Below are 20,669 nucleotides of genomic sequence, written 5' to 3' on the forward strand. Positions count from 1 at the left end.
TATGATGGTGATACGTAAATGTCTATTAACGTTTATTATTCTAGGATTAATTTACGAAGGGTTTGGGCAAGAAAAAAGTGAAACCGCTGTAAAGAATCAGTTTACTCTTGAGGAGGCCGTTCAATATGCTATTCAAAATGGTTATGATGTAAAATCAAAAGGTATAGATTTAACTGTTGCTAAAAAGAAAATTTGGGAGGTAACTGCAATGGGTTTGCCGCAGGTAAGTGGCAGTGTGGCTTATCAGCATGTTTTTGAAGTACCTGTGCTAAGCTTTGGTTATGCTTTCGATCCTAGTTCATTACCTTCTGGGGTAAATCTTACCAAACAGGATATTATTGATGCATACAAACCGGCTACTCCTATTTCTTTAGGGGTTGCAAACAATACAACCTGGGATGTAACAGTATCTCAGCTAATCTTTAGTGGTGAATATATTGTTGGTTTACGCGCATCCAAAGTTTTCCGAGAGATGTCCGAGCAAAACCTTACAAAGTCTTATGAAGATATAAAAGAATCGGTCTCCACCTCTTACTATTTAGCACTGGTAATTGACGAAAATGTTCGTATTTTAAAAGAAACACAACAAATTACCGATTCTAACCTAAAGGATCTAGTTGCAATGGGCGATCAGGGACTTGTTGAGCAAACTGGTGTAGATCAAGTAAGAATCATCAAATCTACTATCGATAATGCGGTAAGTTCGTTGGAAAGGGCAGCTGTTGTATCAAAAAACCTTTTAAAATTTCAAATGGGCTTGCCAATTGAGAGCGAAATTACCCTAACCGATAAGCTTGATAAGTATACCGATGAATCATTTTTCACCCCCTATATGGGAGAAAAATTTGACGTTACAAAAACCATGGATTACCAGATTCTTGAAACTGGAGTGAAACTTCAGAAACTTAACTGGGATAGAGAAAAAACGACATTCCTACCTTCATTAGCAGGTTATTTTAGGCATTATGAGCAGCTAAAATCGGCAAGTTTCAATTTTCAACCCAAAAATGTTGCTGGTATAAATATTTCGGTTCCAATATTTTCCAGCGGAATGCGTGGTGTGAAAGTTCAGCAGGCTAGACTTAATTTCGAAAAAATGAAATTATCACAACAGCAGGCAACTGAAGGATTAAACCTACAGTATCAGAACACTTTCAACGAATTTCAAACCGCCTTTTCAAGCTTTATAACTAATAAGAAGAATATGGAGTTGGCTAAAAGGATTTTTGATCAAACTATGATAAAGTATAAGGAAGGAGTTTCTTCTGCAATGGATTTAAATACAGCCGAAAACCAATACCTTACAACTCAAAGAGATTATTTTTCGGCGCTAAACAGCCTATTAACAGCAAAAGTTAAACTCAATAAACTACTTTCAAAAAACTAAATATCGAATTTCTTAAAATTGATAACTGAAAAAATCATAATATGAAGACAAAATTATTAATACTACTCCTAGGCATTCTAGTGGTTTCTTGTAATAAAGGTGACAATAAACAGGCTGAACTTGCTAAGCTAAAGGAACAACGTCAGGCTATTGATGAAAAAATTAAGAATCTTGAGAGCGAAGTACAAAAGGTAGCTGGTGTAACATTAAATCCCGAAAAATTTAAGTTTGTTGGGGTTACTGAGGTTAAGACTAGCCCTTTCGACCATTATACCAGAGCACAAGGTAAATTGGATGGTGAGCAAAACGCCAGCGTTTTTGCCGAAGCACCAGGAACCGTATTAGCAAAATACGCTGATGTTGGCCAGCATGTAGTTAAAGGTCAGATATTAGCCCAACTTGATGATGATCAATATCGTAAGCAGCTTGAAAGTTTAGAAACCCAATACAAATTTGTTGCTGATATGTTCGATAAACAAAAACGTCTTTGGGATCAAAAAATTGGTAGTGAGGTTCAGTATCTACAAGCCAAATCCAATAAGGAATCGCTTGAGCAGCAAATTGCCTCTTTAAAACAGCAGATTGAAAAGTTCAAAATAAAATCCCCAGTTGATGGTAATATTGAGGAGTGTAACATTAGGGTAGGCGGTATGGTTAGCCCAGATCCACGTCAGGTGGCATACCGTGTTGTTGCTTTTAGAAACTTGAAAGTTACGGCCGAAGTATCGGAAGCATACTCTTCAAGGGTTCAAAAAGGAGACAAGCTGTTGGTTAATTTCCCTGATATCAACCAACAGGTTGAAACCAAGGTTGACTTTGTTAGCCAGTATATTAATCCTGTAAATAGAACTTTTATAATCGAGACTAGGCTTTCAAACCCTATTCAAGATCTAAAAGCCAATATGATTGCAATTATTCAGATTAACGATTATCATACCGATAATGCGGTTGTACTCTCAATGAACGTAATACAAACCGATGCTAAAGGGAGTTACGTATATGTAATCCGTCCAAAGGATAAATACAATGCAGCATATAAGCAACCTGTAAAACTTGGTATAAGTTACAACGGATTAGCTGAAATCCTTGAGGGTGTTAAGCCTACTGAAAAGGTTATTTCATTGGGTTATCAAGAACTAATAGATGGAGAATATGTAAGATTTTAGCTTTTTGATTATTATCATAAATGCTAAAACATAAAACAATAACTTTCATGGAAAAGAAATACAAAGAGTTTTTTGCAACCAGCTGGGCTATCGATAATAAGATTAGCGTCTATGTACTGGTTTTTATTATAACGGTTTTTGGTCTCATCAACTATTTTACAATTCCAAAGGAACAATTCCCTGAAATTGTAATCCCGCAAATTATTGTTAGCACTGTGTATCCTGGGACTTCTCCTACCGATATGGAGAATTTGGTAACTCGTCCCTTGGAAAAAAATATAAAATCAATCAATGGTGTTAAAAAAATTACTTCACGCTCCTTTCAGGATTACTCGGCTATAATTGTTGAGTTTAATACGAATGTAGAGGTGAAAGATGCAAAGCAAAAAGTAAAAGATGCTGTTGATAAAACATCTAATGATTTACCCAAGGATCAAACCTTTAAAGAGCCAACAGTAACAGATATCGATCTATCTGAGATTCCAATCATGTACATCAACCTTTCAGGTGATATACCATTGGATCGATTGAAAAAGTATGCCGACGATATGCAGGAGAAGTTCGAAGGGCTAAAGGAGATTACACGTGTTGATATTATTGGTGCGCTTGATCGCGAAATCCAAATCAACATGGATATGTATAAAATGAGAGCGGCTAATTTAACTTTCTATGATGTTCAATCGGCTGTTGCTGCGAACAATGTAACCGTATCGGGTGGAAATATTGATTTGCAGGGTATGAGCCGTTCAATTCGTGTTGTTGGTGAGATAAAAAATATTGAAGAGGTAAAGAATATTGTTGTCAGCACATCAAGTGGTGCCCAAGTTAAACTTAAGGATATTGCTGTGGTTGTTGATTCCTATCATGATCAAGAAAGTTTTGCACGCTACAATGGAAAAAATGTAATTACCCTTAATATAATTAAAAAAAGCGGTCAAAATCTACTCGATGCATCCGATCAAATAAAGGAAATAATTACCGATTTTAAAGATAATAAGTTACCACCCAATTTAGCTGTTGAGATTACTGGTGATCAATCCCGTTTTACAAGGAACACGTTAACCGAATTGAACAATACAATTATCATTGGATTCATATTGGTTACCTTGGTACTGATGTTTTTCATGGGTGTTGTAAACTCCATCTTTGTTGGTCTGTCAGTTCCTTTATCAATGTTTATTGCCTACATATTCATGCCATATATTGGTTTTACAATGAATATGTTGGTAATGTTTGCATTCATCTTCGCCCTTGGAATTGTTGTTGACGATGCCATTGTGGTTATTGAGAATACCCACCGAATTTTTAAGAAGACAAAACTGCCAATTGCCGTTTCAGCGAAGTTTGGGGCAGGGGAAGTGTTTGCTCCAATTCTTTCGGGTACCTTAACTACATTAGCCCCATTTCTACCATTAGCATTTTGGTCTGGTGTTGTTGGAAGTTTTATGAAATTCATTCCAATCACTCTAATAATAACACTATTTGCATCACTTATTGTTGCTTACATATTCAACCCTATTTTTGCTGTTGACTTTATGAAGCATGACGATGAGGATCGTCCCGTTCCACTTTCAAAATTGTACAAAATTACACTCGGAATAATAGCTGCAGCAATTCCATTCTATTTATTAAGCTATACTGGAATTGGCAATTTTCTAGTTTTTATAGCCATAGTTATATTTATGCATAATATATTCTGGTATAAGGTGCTTCGGAAATTCCAGTCACGTTTTATTCCAGCAATGATGCGCAGATATGAGAGCCTTTTAGCATGGGTACTCCTTGGAAAGCGACCCATCAAAATTCTATGGGCAATGATTGCTTTATTTGTTGTTACGATGGTTGTAAACCACTATGTTAAGACAGATGTCGTATTCTTCCCAAATAACGAACCCAATTCATTGAATGCCTATATTAAAATGCCTATTGGTACTGACATACATGTTACGGATTCAGTAGCCAAAGTTGTAGAACGTCGTGTTATGGGTGTTTTTGGTAATAACAACCCAATCGTTGAATCGGTTGTGACTAATGTTGCATTAGGTGCCTCAGAAGATATCTTCGATAATTCAACTAAATCATCAAATTTAGCGAAGATTGCTATTAACTTTGTTGAGTATAGCAAACGAGGAGGCGTTAGTACAGGCGTTTATTTGGCTGAAATTCGAAAAGTGGTTAAAGATATTCCTGGTGCTGAAATCATTATTGATAAGAACAGTTCGGGACCACCAACAGGTAAACCAATCAACATTGAATTTGCAGGTGAAAATCTTACAGATTTGGTTAATACAACCTCCAAATTTATACGATTCATCGATTCACTTCAGATTGGTGGTATTGAAGAGCTGAAATCGGACTTTGCAGCTACAAAACCTGAAATTGTTATCAACCTAGATCGCGAAAGGGCAAATATCGAAGGAATTTCGGCTGGTATTGTTGGTGGTGCTATACGTACTGCAAGATTTGGCACGGAGATTTCGAAATATCGTGAAGGAGAGGATCAATATCCAATTATGCTTCGCTTTGAGGAGAACCAGCGCAACGATATTGAGCAGCTGCTTAATTTGACAATTACTTACCGTGACATGAACTCGGGTGCAATTCGCCAGATTCCTCTATCTGTTGTTGCTAAAATTGATTATGTAACCAGCTACGGACAGATAAATCGTTTAAACTTAAAGAGGGTTATCACACTTTCATCGAATGTTTTGGATGGTTATACAGCAAACGCTATTATTCCTCAAATTCAAAAAGCGTTGCCTCAGTATTCAAAACCCAATGGTGTTGAAATTAGAATTACTGGTGAGCAAGAAGATCAACAGGAGTCAATGGTGTTTTTATCCAAGGCAATGTTACTTTCCTTGTTCTTGATTATGTTTATTATGATTACCCAATTCAACTCAATGTCAAAACCATTGATCATTGTTTCGGAGGTAATATTTAGTATAATGGGTGTACTCATTGGGTATATGATTTTTGGAATGACCATTTCAATTATCATGACCGGTATGGGTATTGTTGCCCTAGCAGGTATAGTGGTGAGAAATGGTATACTTCTGGTTGAATTTACCGATGTACTCAAGGAGAAGGGAATGAAAACCCGCGAGGCCATTATTGAAGCCGGAAAAACACGTATTACACCTGTTATTCTTACTGCAACTGCAACCATTCTTGGACTAATTCCATTAGCCATTGGGATGAACATTAACTTTATTACTCTATTTACGGATTTGAATCCACACCTCCATTTTGGTGGCGATAATGTTATGTTCTTTGGCCCGCTATCGTGGACAATAATATTCGGGTTAAGTTTTGCAACATTCCTAACGCTAATTCTAATACCTGTGATGTACTTTGTAATTTACTCACGTGGTATTAGGAGACAACGCCGTAAATCCAACAGATTAGCACAGAAAGTTGATTTTAAAAAGTTGTACTAGAATTAAAATAATAACGAATAAACCCCAACCCTTTTGATTTAAGGAGTTGGGGTTGTTTTTTTTTGAATAGACCAATTAATGCATCTAGCGTCCCAACAGGAACTGTCCCGTAGGGACAAAATATCGGTAAAACTAAAAGCATTCCCCCATATCCTAAAATCCCATCGGGATGAAATAGAGTTTGGCTTATTGTAGAATACGGAAGTCCGAAAAGTTTCCGATTTCATCCCTAGCGGGATTTTTAAAAATACTCATGTTATCCTTTACCGATATAACGTCCCTATCGGGACTGTTTGATAGGGACAAAATACTGGTAGAACCTTTTTTAAAGTTCGAAACCCTTATCACACACAATACAAACAACCTCCACCCAGTATCGCATTTTGCGATTATTTGTTGCTATGGGCAAAGAAAATGCAACCCACAAAGGATGGTTGAATCAGTAAAAACCCCCTTCCCCTTAAAAAAAGGTTATAACAGGGCGATGGAATGGAATAGCCACTACGCAAAGAGTGCCAGCAACTATCGCAATTTGCGATATAATTACCCGTGGGAATTATGGGTGAGTATTTGCATAGTGTTTTTTGTGCCTTCTTCGTGTTTTTTGTGGGATAGCTACCGCTTAAACGTTCACTAAGATTTCACAAAGGGCTTTTTGGTAATCATTATTATCTGAGTGAAGTATCAAGAGGATAAAAACCGTTGTTTTTTTGTTGCCTAAGTTTCTGGGAAGCAAAAAACAATGGTTTTTTTGTTGCCTGAGTTTCTGGGAAGCAAAAAACGATTGTTTTTTCGTTGCCTGAGTTTCTGACAATGGAAAAACTGCTTTTGATATAGGAAATCTTATACCTGATACTTCTGTTATAATATTTATCATTGTTATCCGATGAAATTTTGAATGATATCTGTTTTAGAATGTTTATTAATATTACGCTGCTCTGCAGCTTAGACTTCTATTTGTAAATTACTCACTACAAATATTTTGCTGCTCTGCAGCTTTTCAAGCGGTAGCACCGCGATAATATTTGTAGGAAAAATGTTATCTACAGAAAAATAAGCCCTGTAGGGGCGTAATATTTTTCAAAGCCTCGTTGTTAATATGTTTTATGAGATTGTATTTATTTTTATCGGACAGCAGTGAATATTTATAATAGGTTTTTATTTTGAGTTCGATGTAAGAAACAATGTAATATATAATGATTATTAAGCATCTATCTACTAACCTCCCAAACCCTCCAAATTCGCAGAAACTGGAAGAGTTAAGGGTAAAATCTTTAAACCAGTAACATTCTATAATAAAACAACAAGGTTTTTGGCTGATACTGTTTAATAATTAACTTAGTACTCCAATTCAAATTGCATAGCAATACCGTTTACCCAAATTGAAGGAACAGATGTCAACAAACAAAGAATTACTAGAAAAGGCGCAAGCCTTAAACAATGAAAAAAAGTATTCTGAGGTAATAGAATTACTCCCTGACAACTTATTGGAAAAATTAAATGATGCTGATTTATATGTAGAAAAAGCACATGCACATCATGGATTATATGAAAATGATTTTTGCGAAAATGCGGTTGACAAGGCTCTCGTTATTAATCCAAATCAAGCGAAGGCGAACCATTATAAAGGCAATATCTATGTTGATTTAAAGAAATACGATGAAGCAATAAGATATTATAATAAAGCAATAGAAAGCAATCCTAAATATGCAAATCCTTACAATGGATTAGGAGATGTTTATTCAGATTTGAAAGAATACGACAAGACAATAGAAAACTATAATAGAGCTATTGAACTTGATCCTAAAAATGCATACACTTATACTGAATTAGGAAATGTTTATAAAAGTTTGCAACAATATGACAAAGCCATAGAAAACTATAATAGAGCTATTGAACTTAATTCCAAAGGTAAATATTCTTACCAAGGATTAGGAGTTGTTTATATTAATCTAAAAGACTACGAGAAGGCAATAAAATATTTCAATAAAGCCATAGAACTTGATCATAAAGATGCATACGCTTACAATGGATTAGGAAATGCTTATTATTGCAAGAAAGAATTCAATAAAGCCAATGAATCCTATAAAGAAGCAATAGAAATTGATCCCAATTTTGCATATCCTTACAACGGATTAGGAAATGTTTATAATAATTTGAAAGAATATGACAAAGCAATTGAAAATTATAATAGAGCCATCGAACTTAATCCTGGACATAAACATCCATTCAATGGATTAGGAATTGTTTATAATAAGTTGAAAAAATATGACAAAGCCATAGAAAACTTCAATAAAGCTATTAAACTTGATTCGAAGTATGCTCTTCCTTACTATAACCGTGCCATAACATATAGATTTAGAAATGAGTACCAGAATGCACTTAACGATTTTGAAAAATATATTGAGTATACCGAAGATAAATCGGATTACTTTGCATTGCAAGCCCAATCAAAAATTGAAGAATTAAATAAATCGATTACCAGTGCTGATTACGGTATTATTGAGCAACTAGTGAAGGGGATTAAAGATATTTTACTGATTAAGAATGGTTCTGTTACCCACTATACCAGCTTAACGGCAGCTAAAGCCATGATTTTAGATGATAGTAAGTTTAGGCTATCTGAATGTGCTTTTCTTAACGACTCATCAGAGGGTAGGGAACTCTTCAAGTTTCTGGGAATCTCCGAAGCACCAACCAGAAGGAGCGAGGAGAATTGCGCAATGCCATTTACTCGAAAGCCCTTTATCGGTAGCTTTGTTTCGGATATTAAGCACGACGATTTAACGCTATGGCGTATGTACGGCAAGGAGAGTAAGGAGGAGGCGAAGGGATGTTCAATAACACTTGATAGTAAAAAGTTGCAGGAAAGTTTAATGGATACAATAAAATCTGGAAGCAAAAAAGATACTCCCGACATGGTGGGTGATGACTTTAACTTCTATAGAATGGTATACAGAACTCAGAATAAAGAGAACTTATTTGTAGTACCAGGAGCTAAAGATGAAGAGAAGGAGTTAAATATTTGTATGAACCAATTAGCAGAAAAAGTAAAGGATTATATAGCCAATGTCAAAAAGAAATCATATAGTATTAAAGATTTACTGGAGCTGCTAAACTCAATAGCCTATCTATTTAAAAGTGTGGAGTACCAGTACGAGCATGAGATAAGAATGGTGGTAAATGGAGCTGGATTAGAGAAAAAGATTAATAGTGATAATAACCAGCTAAGAGTTTACATAGAAACAGTACCCATTAACCCTATAATCCAAAAAATCACATTAGGCCCAAAGGTTGAAAGGGCTGAGGAATGGGCAGCTGCTTTTTATTATGAATTAGACAAACAGCGTCTTCACCCTGAAATCTATATATCGCATTTGCCGTTTAAGTAAAGCCAAAAAGTAAGAGTTCCGAACTTTTAAAAAGTTCGGAACTCTTATCACCAATTGGGATAGTATTTATTTCTCCGCATTTTCCAACATCACCTTAACAACATCGTAGCTTATAGCCCCAAAAATCTCTTCAATATTATCGGTGTAGGTAGAATTATGGCTCATGATAGCATCTTTAATAAAAAAGGCTTTAAAATCATGATTTTCTGCACCAATGTACGTTGCCAAAACACAACCAACTGCGCTTAATCCACAAAGAAAAACCGTATTGCAACCTTTATCCTTTAGCACTCTATCCAATTCGGTTTTATTAAAACCATCGCCGTAGTGCTTTATAACCCTTGGATCGTCAGGTTTTATCTGAACTGTTGTGGGGAACTCAAAAGCTTCGGAATCGGTTTTAGGCCCTTCAACTAAATCCTGATGATGGATTCGGATAATTGGGAACCCATTCTTTCTGAAAAGATCAATCATTGCGTTAATCATATACATTCCAACCTCCTTTTCACGATCAGGAATCATCGGTAGGTAGGCGTTCTGAATGTCGATAACGAGTAAAGCAGGTCTCATACGTTTCGATTTTTGATCCTTAACCTCCTGCGAGTAGCAATTTGCAATGCTAATAAGAAGGGTAAGAATGATAATGGGTAGATTTTTCTTCATACTATTTAATTTAAAATGAATAATTTTTAAAGAGTGTACAAGTTATCTATAAATATTACTGAGAAGCATTTCTGAAAGTTAAAAAATGTGAAGGCTGTTATAAACCTTCACATTTCTTGTATTACATATCCTCCATAAAATCACTATTCGTATTTCAACGTTTTAGCAGGATTCATATTCGATGTTCTATATGCCCGAACCCCAATAATAATTAATGCTATAAATAGGGTTATTAAGCCAGAAAGGATGAATAACCACCATTTTGTATCGATATGGCTTGCATAGTTTTTTAACCAGCCAGTTGTTGCAAAATAAGTTATAGGCCACGATATAACGTTGGAGATAATTAGTAGAATTATAAACTCATTCGACATCAGCTTAATAATACTACCCGATGATGCCCCTAAAACCCTTCGTATCCCAATTTCCTTTGTGCGTTGCTCTGCTAGGAATGAGGTTAAGCCAATTAGTCCCATACTTGCAATAATAATGGCTAAAATGCTAAGCATAATAGTAAACTTTCCAAACTTCTCCTCATCATTATAAAGGCCGCTAATTTGCTGTTCTAGAATATTATACTCGAATGGTCGGGTGGGAACAAATTTGGTCCATTTACTTTCAATAAACTTAATGGCTTCTTTGTAGTTGTTCGAGTTTATCCTTACTGCAATAACTTGAGCAAATGCCTGTGGTCTGCGAAACATATCAATAATAAAATTATTCAAAGGGCTACGCAACGACATCGCATGAAAGTCTTTAACAACCCCAATAACTCTTTCATCCCCATCTAACGATTTAACCTTTCGCCCAATAGCATTCTCATTTGTCCAACCCATGTTTTTTACCATGGTTTCGTTAATCATAACAGCATTTACGGTATCGCTAGGGAAATCTCTGGAGAAAGCCCTACCCGAAACAACCTTAAAATCGAAAGTTTGGATAAAATCCCAATCAACCAAAAATGCCGGAACATAATAGTCTTCGCCAGCGTTTAATCCCTCAATCTGGTAAGCTCGTGTGTTATGGTTTACACCAAGTACATCCTCCATTCCTGTAACAGAAACTATATTTTTATCGCTACGTAATTCCTCTTTAAAAGCCTCGTAATTTCTGAATAGCTGTCCAACGGACTGAAAAGTTATAATTTGATCCTTTTTGAAACCAATTTTTGCATTTCGCATAAAGTTAAGCTGAGCAAAAACTACAAATGCACCTATTATTAATCCTATTGAAATTGTAAACTGAAAAATCACCAAACCCCTCCGTGCCGTAACACTTTTTGAGCCATTTTTAAGTGATCCTTTCAGTACTTTAAGCGGTTGAAACGATGATAGGAATATTGCTGGGTATAATCCGGCAAATAGGCCAACAACTACTGATAAAGGTATGATGAAAGCAAGCAGTTTAGGTTGGAATAAAAATGAGGTGAGTATATGCTTCCCTGTAAAATTATTTAATCCTGGAAGGAAAATTTCAACAAGAATTAGAGCGATAATCATTGCAAAAACGCTTTGGATAACAGCTTCACCTAGGAACTGCAAGGCTAAACCTTTACGATTACTCCCAAACACCTTTTTAATGCCAATCTCCTTTGCCCTACCTGCGGAGCTTGCTGTAACCAAATTCATAAAATTGATACAGGCAAGAATAAGAACAATAGCGGCAATAATTGATAGAATATAAACATACATTATATCGCTATTCTGACGCATTTCATACATGTGGTGCGATTTCAGATGTATATCCTTTAAGCTCTGTAGGTAGTGTCTTACATCCTGATTTTGAATGCCAGTGTAGTATGTTTTATAGAACTCAGGGAATTTTTTATCGAGCATTTCTGGTTTAATCCCCGGTTTTAACAGAACGTAAGTCCAGCAAGGATTCCAAATCCAACCGGGGTTAAACTGACCTCTTCCACGGTTGAATTGAATAAAACTTGATAGAGAGGCCATCAAATCAATCCTTAAATGCGATTGAGCTGGTAGATCCTTTATAATCCCAGTAACTTCAAAGTTTGCAAACTCCTCTACCCGTAAATTTTTGCCAATTGGTGATTCTTTCCCAAAATATCTTTTTGCAGTTGATTCAGTTATTACAATTGTTCCCGGTCTGGCAAGGGCTGTTTTTGAATCTCCTTGTACGAAAGGAATAGTAAATATATCGAACACGCTCGAATCAGCAAGAACAAAATTTGGTTCATTAAACTTTATAACCTCGTTTTTGCTATTCGTATAATCAAAAAACCATTGAGGACGCAAAGCATTGAAAAACCTTACTGATTTCTCTACCATATCTGGGTAAGCGGTTTCAAGTGTTGGCCCTAATGGGAATGGACATGTTGCTGCATCCTCATTAGCATCGTTAGCGTTGTAAAAGCGGTTAACGCGGTATACTCGATCAGCTTTTTCGTTAAACCTATCGTAGCTAAGCTCATCGGTTATGTAAAGTACAATAAACATAAAACTTGCTAAACCAATTGCAAGCCCGCTAATGTTGATTAGCGAATAGTTCCAGTATTTTGCAATATTCCTAATTGCGATGGTAATGATATGTTTAAACATACTCTTTTCAATTAAATTATTTATAATTTTTTAATTTAATATGGATATGTTTAACTACTAACAAATACCATGAATATTTATTTATCTATTTTATAATCATACATTTATATGCCTTTCTGAACTGATTTATATGTACGAAACTGCCCATTAGCTGTACGTAATCGAACAGGTAATGAGCAGTCAAAACTAAATGCAAATTGTAAGTAGAAATATTAAAGTTTAGTTCTAAAACTATACTTAAATCATTATCCTATTTGGGGTAGTAAAGAAGAAAATCGTACTTAAAAGTTACTACTCCATCGGGTGTAGGAACATCAAACTGAATTTTTCTTGTACCTAAATCGGGAACAGGGAAATATACCATACCTCTAATGGAATAGCCAGGCGAAAGGGTTGTTTTCCGAAGCGAAGCCGTTTCCCAAGTATTACGATTATCATTAAGCGATATAATCTGGTTCTCAGTACCAATCTGATTAATAGCAGTAGTTCCAAGAGCCAAATCAACACCAACTTCCACTAAATCGGTATTGTTAACAGAATTATTTGAATTACCAGAATTTGAATTTTTCATATCGGTATTTGAGGCAACAATTGCCAAAGGTATTGCCGCTGCGAATATAGCTACTGCCGCTATTTGTGAGTTTTTCCGAGATGCTTCGGCTCTAGAGTTATCCATATCTATTTTCAGAAGTTCAGCCTCGGGATCAATGGCGTGGATGGGAACATTATCGTAAATCACACTTTGCGATACATTGTTCCAACGCCCAGCGTAAAATTTTATATCTTCGGGAGCAACAAGAAAATCAACCCCTTTGCTATTAATTACCTCGATATCAAATATTATATACTTTTCGTTATTACCGTAGTATGATGCATGAACCTCATAGTCTCCCTTTTTATAGCTAACATACTCCTTCCCTTTCTCCCATGTGGTTTGAGTCTCCTCTGGTTTAAATCGCATAATAGGCTTTGGCGAAAAACATGAGGTAAGCATTGCAAGAACTGCAATAACAATAGCGGTTTTATAAGTTTTCATTGTAATATTTTTTGTTTTTAATAGCACAAATATTAATATCCTAATTTCCGATATCTAGCAAATATACTGCCAAAAAGGATTTTCCTTTGGTTAAAAAACACTATACTCCAATAAAATGTTGATTGGTAGGTGTTTTTAAAGATATATTAATATGCAATTTGTGATGGTTGTATGTATTAAAAGGATTAAGTAGCCTGAGTTTTGAGGATTAATAAATATGGGTATATTTGTATATAGGGATGTCAAAAACTAGACCTATAATAAATTAGGTGTAAGCCAATGATATCATGAAACATATAATTACCAAAATACTTGAATTAATTCACTCAAATAGAGAAGGAGATTATTGGGATTTCAAAAGAGAGCCGCATGACAATAAAGCGTCTTTATTACATGATATAATATGTTTATCCAATTCTTTACATAAAGGTGAAAAATATTTGATTATTGGCGTTGCAGACCCAACTGAAAATTGTGAAATAATCGGATTGACTAAAGGACAAGAAAATAGAAAGAATCAATCAAATCTTATAGATTTTTTGCGTAACAAACCATTTGCGGGAGGAATAAGACCTGAAATAGAAATTGAAACGATTTTATTAAATAGCTTAGAAGTTGATGTTATAAAAATTAAGGATAATCCATATAAACCTTATTATTTAACATCTGACATACGTGATAAAGACAAATGTGTAAAAGCACATCATATTTATACGAGAGTAGTTGATACAAATACACCAATAGATTCTTTTGCAGATTTGTATCATGTCGAAAAAATGTGGTATCAGAGATTTGGACTAGATTTAAATCCTTCAGAAAGATTTAAAAAACTTTTACTTAGACCAGATGAGTGGTTTGAGGATTTTGGAAATGTGGAATATGCTTATCATAAAGATTTCCCTGAATTTAGAATAGAGGTCTCAGAGCCAAACGAAATGTGGGAGCCATTCTGTGAGTTTTATCCAAACAACAAAGGTTATTATGGAAAAGCCTTATTTAAATACCAATTAAATACACTTTTTGAACTAACTTATATCTATTGTGATGAAATGAGAATAATGCTTGCCAATCCAAGTTCAAGATATGTCAAAATAGGAAATGAAGAACAATGGTTCTACTATTACGATTTGAGCACTTGGGATGGAATATTTCTTCAATTTTTACTTCGCAAAAAGATACATTTTGGTTCACGTGGATTAGGTGCACCGTTTTTAATTTTTAATAACAATGACAAAGTGAATGAATTCCAGAAATATTTAGAAAACAATAAATCAGTTATTGATTCACTGCAACCTGACTGTGTTCCTACTCAGAGAAAGAAAGAGTATAATTCTGTTGTAAGTTTAGAATTTCTGTGTAAAGCAAAAATGATATTTGAAAAAATGGACTACACCTAACAGCGTATTTATTGTATTTGGGCAGATGACGCATTTGGAGGGTTAGTAGTTTGCTAGGTTTACTATCGGGTGACGAGTCAGCAGTTTTAACCGCCCAAACAGCACTAATTATTAGTACCTTATGGAGATGAAGAAACTAATACTTTACATATTTCTCAGTTTCTTGTTTTTAAGAGTGGCAGGACAGCGTATTGAGTTTTCTGGTGGTTTAAATAACAATCGGTTTTTTAGTTCACAGAAAGATGGAGGACATCTTAGAACAAATTTTAACAATACTTATAGCTATTCGCTAGGAATTGGATTAGAAGACATCAAATTAGACACTCTATTAAAATTTAGGATTATTTTAAAATTTGACAATTATAGAGGTAGTATACACACAATAAATGGCGGACTTGCTGGAGAAAGCACAACTAACGCTACTGTAGACAAATATATAGTTGGACTGGGAGTATACCCATTGAACTTTAATATCAATAAAAAAATCAGGATTAGCCTTGGGGGTGAGATCAATTATTTAATTGCTGAAACGGAATCGGGATACCAATCATCTTGGCAAATAGGACAACCAGATTCATATAAATTAACTGAAAATGGGTCAATTACGAAAAATAGCAGATTTAATTTTGGCCTATTATTTAGAATTGGCTATGATATTAGATTAAAGAAAGATTGGTACATAGTTCCTCAATACATTTTTTATAGGGGTTTGACTGAAGAATTTAAAAACATTGAAGCACCAACAATGTCGCTACGACATTATTTGCAGATAGGAATAATTAAACAATTAAGATAAAGGCGGTTTAATTAAGTTTAATCTCTTGAATACGCTTGTTTAGCCGAACGAAGTGTGGTAACATTGAAGATTATCCAACACATCCAAAATCTTTTCTCCATCATTACTACTCCAAAAATTGACAAACTTCTCGATCGTTAATTAATCAGATTTGTTATTCCTACCAACAGGCAAATCGTAAAAATCAATAAATTCTATATTAAGTAATTATTGTTTGTATAAACAGCCATATAAATATTTGATAATGTGGGAATTTAAAAACATTGTTAATAAATAATTGTATTTCAGGTGTAACGTTTTTACATAATTAACCATTAATATGTAAAACTCCCTATATTGGTTTCGTTAAACGAAATCTTTTTTCATTATAAATACTTATAGCAAACGAAACTAATTATCCCGAAAATAATGAACTGTAGTAATCATAAACACCTAAATAACCTAATTTTTAACTTAACCTAACTTATCATGTTTAAAAAACTACAATGGTTAGTGCTATTTATAGGGATTACATCATCTTCTCTATATGCACAAATCCCTGCAGGATATTATAATACTGCAACAGGGACGGGTTATACTCTAAAGACCCAACTGTACAATATAATCAAAGGTCATACGGATCTTGGTTATGCTGGTTTATGGACAACCTACCAAACTTCTGATCGGGATTACTCTTATGAAAATGATGGAACCATACTAGATTTGTATTCTGAGAACCCAACAGGTGCTGATCCCTATAATTTCACATACAGCACCGATCAATGTGGTACTTATGCCGTTGAGGGTGATTGCTATAATAGGGAACACATGATACCACAATCCATTTTCAACCAAGGATCTCCTATGGTTGCTGATGCTCATTTTATTACAGCTACCGATGGTAAAGTAAATGGGATGAGATCTAATTACCCACATGGTATGGTTGGAACTGCTACCTATACTTCCCAAAATGGTTCTAAACTAGGTTCAGCATTAAATTCAGGTTATTCTGCGGGATATTCAGGGACAGTATTTGAGCCTATTAACGAATTTAAAGGCGATATTGCTCGTATGTATTTTTATTTTGCAACACGTTATGAGAACGTAGTTACAACATGGGGTGTATCCTACGCTATGTTTAATGGTACCACAAATCAGGTATTTGCCCAACCTTTCTTAACTATTCTTTTAACATGGAATGCACAAGATCCTGTAAGTGCAAGTGAAATAGCAAGGAATAACGCAATTTATGCCAGACAAAATAATAGGAATCCATTTATTGATCATCCCGAATATGCAAATCAAATTTGGAGTACATCTACAGATACACAAGCACCAACAGCACCAACCAATTTGGCTGCTTCTAGTGTTGCTTCAACTACATTAACTTTAGGATGGACTGCTTCAACCGATAACGTTGGTGTAACTGGTTATGATATTTACAAAAATGGGACATTACTTACTTCCGTTACAACCACAACCTATAATGTTACTGGTTTAACTGCTGCAACAGCATATACCTTCTATGTTAAGGCTAAAGATGCTGCTGGCAATATTTCTGCTGCAAGCAGTACTATAAATGTAACTACTTCTGCTTCTGATACACAAGCGCCAACCGCACCAACCAATTTAGCTGCATCAAACGTTGCTCAAACAACGCTAACCTTAGGATGGACTGCTTCAACTGACAATGTTGGGGTAACAGGTTATGATATATACAGAAACGGAACTTTGCTTACTTCAGTTACAACCACAACCTATAACGTTACTGGTTTAACTGCTTCTACAGCATACTCCTTCTATGTTAAGGCAAAGGATGCTGCGGGTAATATTTCTGCGGCAAGCAGTACTATTAATGTTACCACAGCTTCATCAACGGTTAGCTACTGTACTTCCCAAGGAAATAGCTGTGCGGACGAATGGATTTCGAAGGTAGTTATAGGTGCATTTACAAACTCATCCACCGCTGCGGGTTACACCGATTTTACAAGTAAAACAATAACATTAACTGCTGGTACCGCTGCTAGTATTTCATTAACACCAGGGTTTACCAGTTCGGCATACAATGAATACTGGAAAATCTGGATTGACTACAATGGGGATAAAGATTTTGCTGATGCCAACGAGCTAGTTTTTGATGCTGGAGCTGTATCCAATACAGTCAAAACAGGGACAATTAACGTTATTTCTACTGCATCAGGAACTACCCGAATGAGGGTTTCGATGAAATATAATGCTGCTCAAACAGCCTGTGAGGCATTCGGTTACGGCGAAGTTGAAGATTATACGGTTACATTTGGTGCTGTTGTTCCAGATACACAAGCACCAACAGCACCAACCAATTTGACAGCATCTAATGTTGTTCAAACTACTCTAACCTTAGGTTGGACTGCATCAACAGATAACGTTGGAGTAACTGGTTATGATATATATAAAAATGGGATATTGCTTACTTCTGCTGCCACTACAAGTTATAATGTAACTGGCCTAACTGCTTCTACAGCTTACTCTTTCTATGTTAAGGCAAAGGATGCTGCGGGTAATATTTCTGCTGCAAGTACCACTTTAAATGTTACAACAGCGGCCAATGGGGGTACTTCAAAATTGGAAACCTTTGCTAATTTTTCAGTAGGAGCTTCTTACCTAACGGGTACATTTTTAGGACAAGATGGTTCTACGTGGTCGTACAATGGTGCCAGAGGCGATATTGCTATAACAGGCTCGGCTCCAACCCTAGGAAAGGGCAGAACACCACTAAGCTATGTTACATCAGGAACTATCCAAGGTGGTGTAGGTACATTGAAATTTGATTGGATGCGGGCATTTACTACATCAGTAAATCTATATGTTTATGTTAATAGTACACTTGTAAAAACCATCACCGGTGGTACTGTAAATGTACCTGCTAACTCAGGTATAATTACAGTAAATATTGCTGGTGCTGTTACACTTAAATTTGTTCAAGTTAATTCAACCTCAGGACAAGTAACTATCGATAATATAGAATGGACTCCTTATACTACCGCTATTGCAAAGTCAATAGAAGAAAACTTGGATAACCCTGTATCAGAATTCAATATGTATCCAAATCCAGCAAGTAATGTTTTAACGATTATTACAAATAGTAGTAATAACCAATATACCATTGTTGATATTTATGGGAAAACCATTGAGCGTGGAAATCTTAAAAGTGAAGCACACATTAATGTTTCTACTTTAGTAAAAGGTTTGTACTTTGTAAATATTACGGATGATAAAGGGAAAACTCAAACTAAGAAATTCATAAAGGAATAAATACTTCAAGTTTAAATGTAAGAAGACGGCCATTAAGCCGTCTTTTTACATTTGCAAACGAAGGATCTTATATTAGACATTATATAGATTAGGCTGTTTTGAGTTTGATAAGAGTTCCGAACTTTTTAAAAAGTTCGGAACTCTAGGGTTTAACTTCTTTTTCGAGGATTAAATTTTCTGAGAAAACTTTAGGTATAACAGTTGTTGCTTAATCTGTATAAAGTCTATTATACTATATTCGAATAAGTCTCGCTTATTCAGATTTACAATTCCTGTGTTTCAAACACTAACAAAAATTCGCCTGAGACAAAATCCTATTAATTCAACTATTCACTAGTCATAATAAACAATGGCTGCATTTCAAAGCTTTTAAAGTAAGGTCTTAGCCTATCGGTATTGTAGTAACGTTGGATGTTTACAACCTTTTTTTGGCTCGATACTACATCGATTGGTACATTATCGTACCGTCCATTTTTAAGAACAACCAAGCGACCATGAATGCCTTTAAGGATTAAATCAAGCGCTAGGTTTCCAAAAGCCATTGGAACAATGGAATCAATAGCATCTGGCTCGCCCCCACGAACGAGGTAACCTAAGTTCTGGCTAATAATATTAACTACTTTACCCTTGTTATATTTTGGAGTAAGCTCCTTAATTTGCTTTGATACCAACTCTCCTATCCCACCCAATTTTGCATGACCAAAGGCATCCTTCTCTGTTCCTTGGAAAGACATCTCCTCCATTCCTTCAAACATAGCACCCTCAGATACCAGCACAGTTGAATACTTACTAGGATTCTTGGCTCTATCTTCAATTAGTAACTCTGTTAGCCGATCAATATTAAATTTATATTCAGGGATAACACACCTATTTGCGATTCCAGCCATTGTAGGTATCATCGCAGTAAAGCCAGCATACCGACCGAATACTTCCATAACAAGAATTCGTTCGTGGGAACCAGCCGACGTTCGGAGAATATCCGTTAATGAGATTGTTCTTGTAACACAAGTACTAAACCCAATACAATAGTCGGTTCCGGGAACATCATTATCCATCGTTTTTGGGATGGCTATCACCTTTACACCCTCCTTGTATAGCCTAACACCATAGCTAAGCGTATCATCGCCCCCAATTGGAATTAAGTAATCGATGCCAATAAAATTAAGGTTTTTAAGAACCTCTGGGGTAAGATCGTTCATCTCTTTATTATAATGATCTTGTAAATGATCAGGTACCGATGATTTAAGAACCTTACTTGGGTTAGTCCTTGATGTGTGAAGAAATGTACCACCTGTTCGGAATGCTTTATTTACCCTCTCTTCGGTTAGTTCCTCAAAACAATTGCTGTTATCAACCTTTTTATCCCTAATGACTTCAATCATCCCTGCCCAACCTCTTTTTATCCCAATAACTTCATAACCCTCACGCAATGCTCTAATGGTTATTGCTCTAATTGCCGGATTTAAACCAGGTACATCGCCACCCCCTGTTAGTATGGCTATAACCCCTTTACTCTTCTTTGTACTTGCTGACATATTGATATAATTTAATGAATTCG

Annotated in this window: 11 protein-coding genes and 2 pseudogenes; 9 read left to right on the top strand and 4 right to left on the bottom strand. The window is 35.5% G+C overall.

What is annotated here, in order from left to right:
* Position 1 precedes the first annotated feature (1 nt).
* From HOO91_14395 to HOO91_14410, 4 genes are all read left to right on the top strand, one after another.
* Complete coding sequence (locus HOO91_14395; protein NOU18744.1) at positions 2–1,387, top strand: TolC family protein; 1,386 nt, start codon at positions 2–4, stop codon at positions 1,385–1,387.
* Between the two features lie 41 nt (positions 1,388–1,428).
* Positions 1,429–2,553 carry an efflux RND transporter periplasmic adaptor subunit gene (locus HOO91_14400; protein NOU18745.1) on the top strand — a complete coding sequence of 375 codons (1,125 nt, stop codon included), beginning with the start codon at positions 1,429–1,431 and terminating at the stop codon, positions 2,551–2,553.
* A gap of 47 nt (positions 2,554–2,600) precedes the next feature.
* Positions 2,601–5,993, top strand: a complete 3,393-nt coding sequence (locus HOO91_14405) for an efflux RND transporter permease subunit (protein ID NOU18746.1) — start codon at positions 2,601–2,603, stop codon at positions 5,991–5,993.
* 1,394 nt (positions 5,994–7,387) lie between these two features.
* The gene (locus tag HOO91_14410) at positions 7,388–9,385 is read left to right on the top strand and encodes a tetratricopeptide repeat protein (GenBank protein NOU18747.1); all 1,998 of its coding nucleotides are present in this window, start codon (positions 7,388–7,390) and stop codon (positions 9,383–9,385) included.
* Between the two features lie 66 nt (positions 9,386–9,451).
* Here HOO91_14410 and HOO91_14415 read toward each other — a convergent pair whose 3' ends face one another.
* The 3 genes from HOO91_14415 to HOO91_14425 form a co-directional block, all read right to left on the bottom strand.
* Complete coding sequence (locus HOO91_14415) at positions 9,452–10,048, bottom strand: isochorismatase family protein (GenBank protein ID NOU18748.1); 597 nt, start codon at positions 10,046–10,048, stop codon at positions 9,452–9,454.
* A gap of 143 nt (positions 10,049–10,191) precedes the next feature.
* Positions 10,192–12,609 carry an FtsX-like permease family protein gene (locus HOO91_14420; protein NOU18749.1) on the bottom strand — a complete coding sequence of 806 codons (2,418 nt, stop codon included), beginning with the start codon at positions 12,607–12,609 and terminating at the stop codon, positions 10,192–10,194.
* A gap of 250 nt (positions 12,610–12,859) precedes the next feature.
* Positions 12,860–13,645 carry a hypothetical protein gene (locus HOO91_14425; protein ID NOU18750.1) on the bottom strand — a complete coding sequence of 262 codons (786 nt, stop codon included), beginning with the start codon at positions 13,643–13,645 and terminating at the stop codon, positions 12,860–12,862.
* A 287-nt stretch (positions 13,646–13,932) separates the two neighbouring features.
* Here HOO91_14425 and HOO91_14430 point away from each other — a divergent pair, with 287 nt between their 5' ends.
* The 5 genes and pseudogenes from HOO91_14430 to HOO91_14450 all read left to right on the top strand — a co-directional run bounded on the left by HOO91_14430 (position 13,933) and on the right by HOO91_14450 (position 19,111).
* Positions 13,933–15,042: an ATP-binding protein gene (locus HOO91_14430; protein ID NOU18751.1), complete on the top strand. Its 1,110-nt coding sequence runs from the start codon at positions 13,933–13,935 to the stop codon at positions 15,040–15,042.
* Positions 15,043–15,169: 127 nt separating this feature from the next.
* Positions 15,170–15,838, top strand: a complete 669-nt coding sequence (locus HOO91_14435; protein NOU18752.1) for an outer membrane beta-barrel protein — start codon at positions 15,170–15,172, stop codon at positions 15,836–15,838.
* A 468-nt stretch (positions 15,839–16,306) separates the two neighbouring features.
* A pseudogene (locus HOO91_14440) lies at positions 16,307–17,413 on the top strand (endonuclease I).
* A 615-nt stretch (positions 17,414–18,028) separates the two neighbouring features.
* Positions 18,029–18,415, top strand: a pseudogene (locus tag HOO91_14445) (fibronectin type III domain-containing protein).
* A 216-nt stretch (positions 18,416–18,631) separates the two neighbouring features.
* Positions 18,632–19,111: a T9SS type A sorting domain-containing protein gene (locus HOO91_14450; protein ID NOU18753.1), complete on the top strand. Its 480-nt coding sequence runs from the start codon at positions 18,632–18,634 to the stop codon at positions 19,109–19,111.
* Between the two features lie 326 nt (positions 19,112–19,437).
* Here the strand turns inward: HOO91_14450 and HOO91_14455 are convergent, their stop codons facing one another.
* Positions 19,438–20,646 (bottom strand): ATP-dependent 6-phosphofructokinase, encoded by a 1,209-nt coding sequence (locus HOO91_14455; protein ID NOU18754.1) that lies wholly within the window; start codon positions 20,644–20,646, stop codon positions 19,438–19,440.
* Positions 20,647–20,669 lie beyond the last annotated feature (23 nt).

It is taken from the genome of Bacteroidales bacterium, assembly GCA_013141385.1.
GTDB lineage: Bacteria > Bacteroidota > Bacteroidia > Bacteroidales > Tenuifilaceae > UBA8529.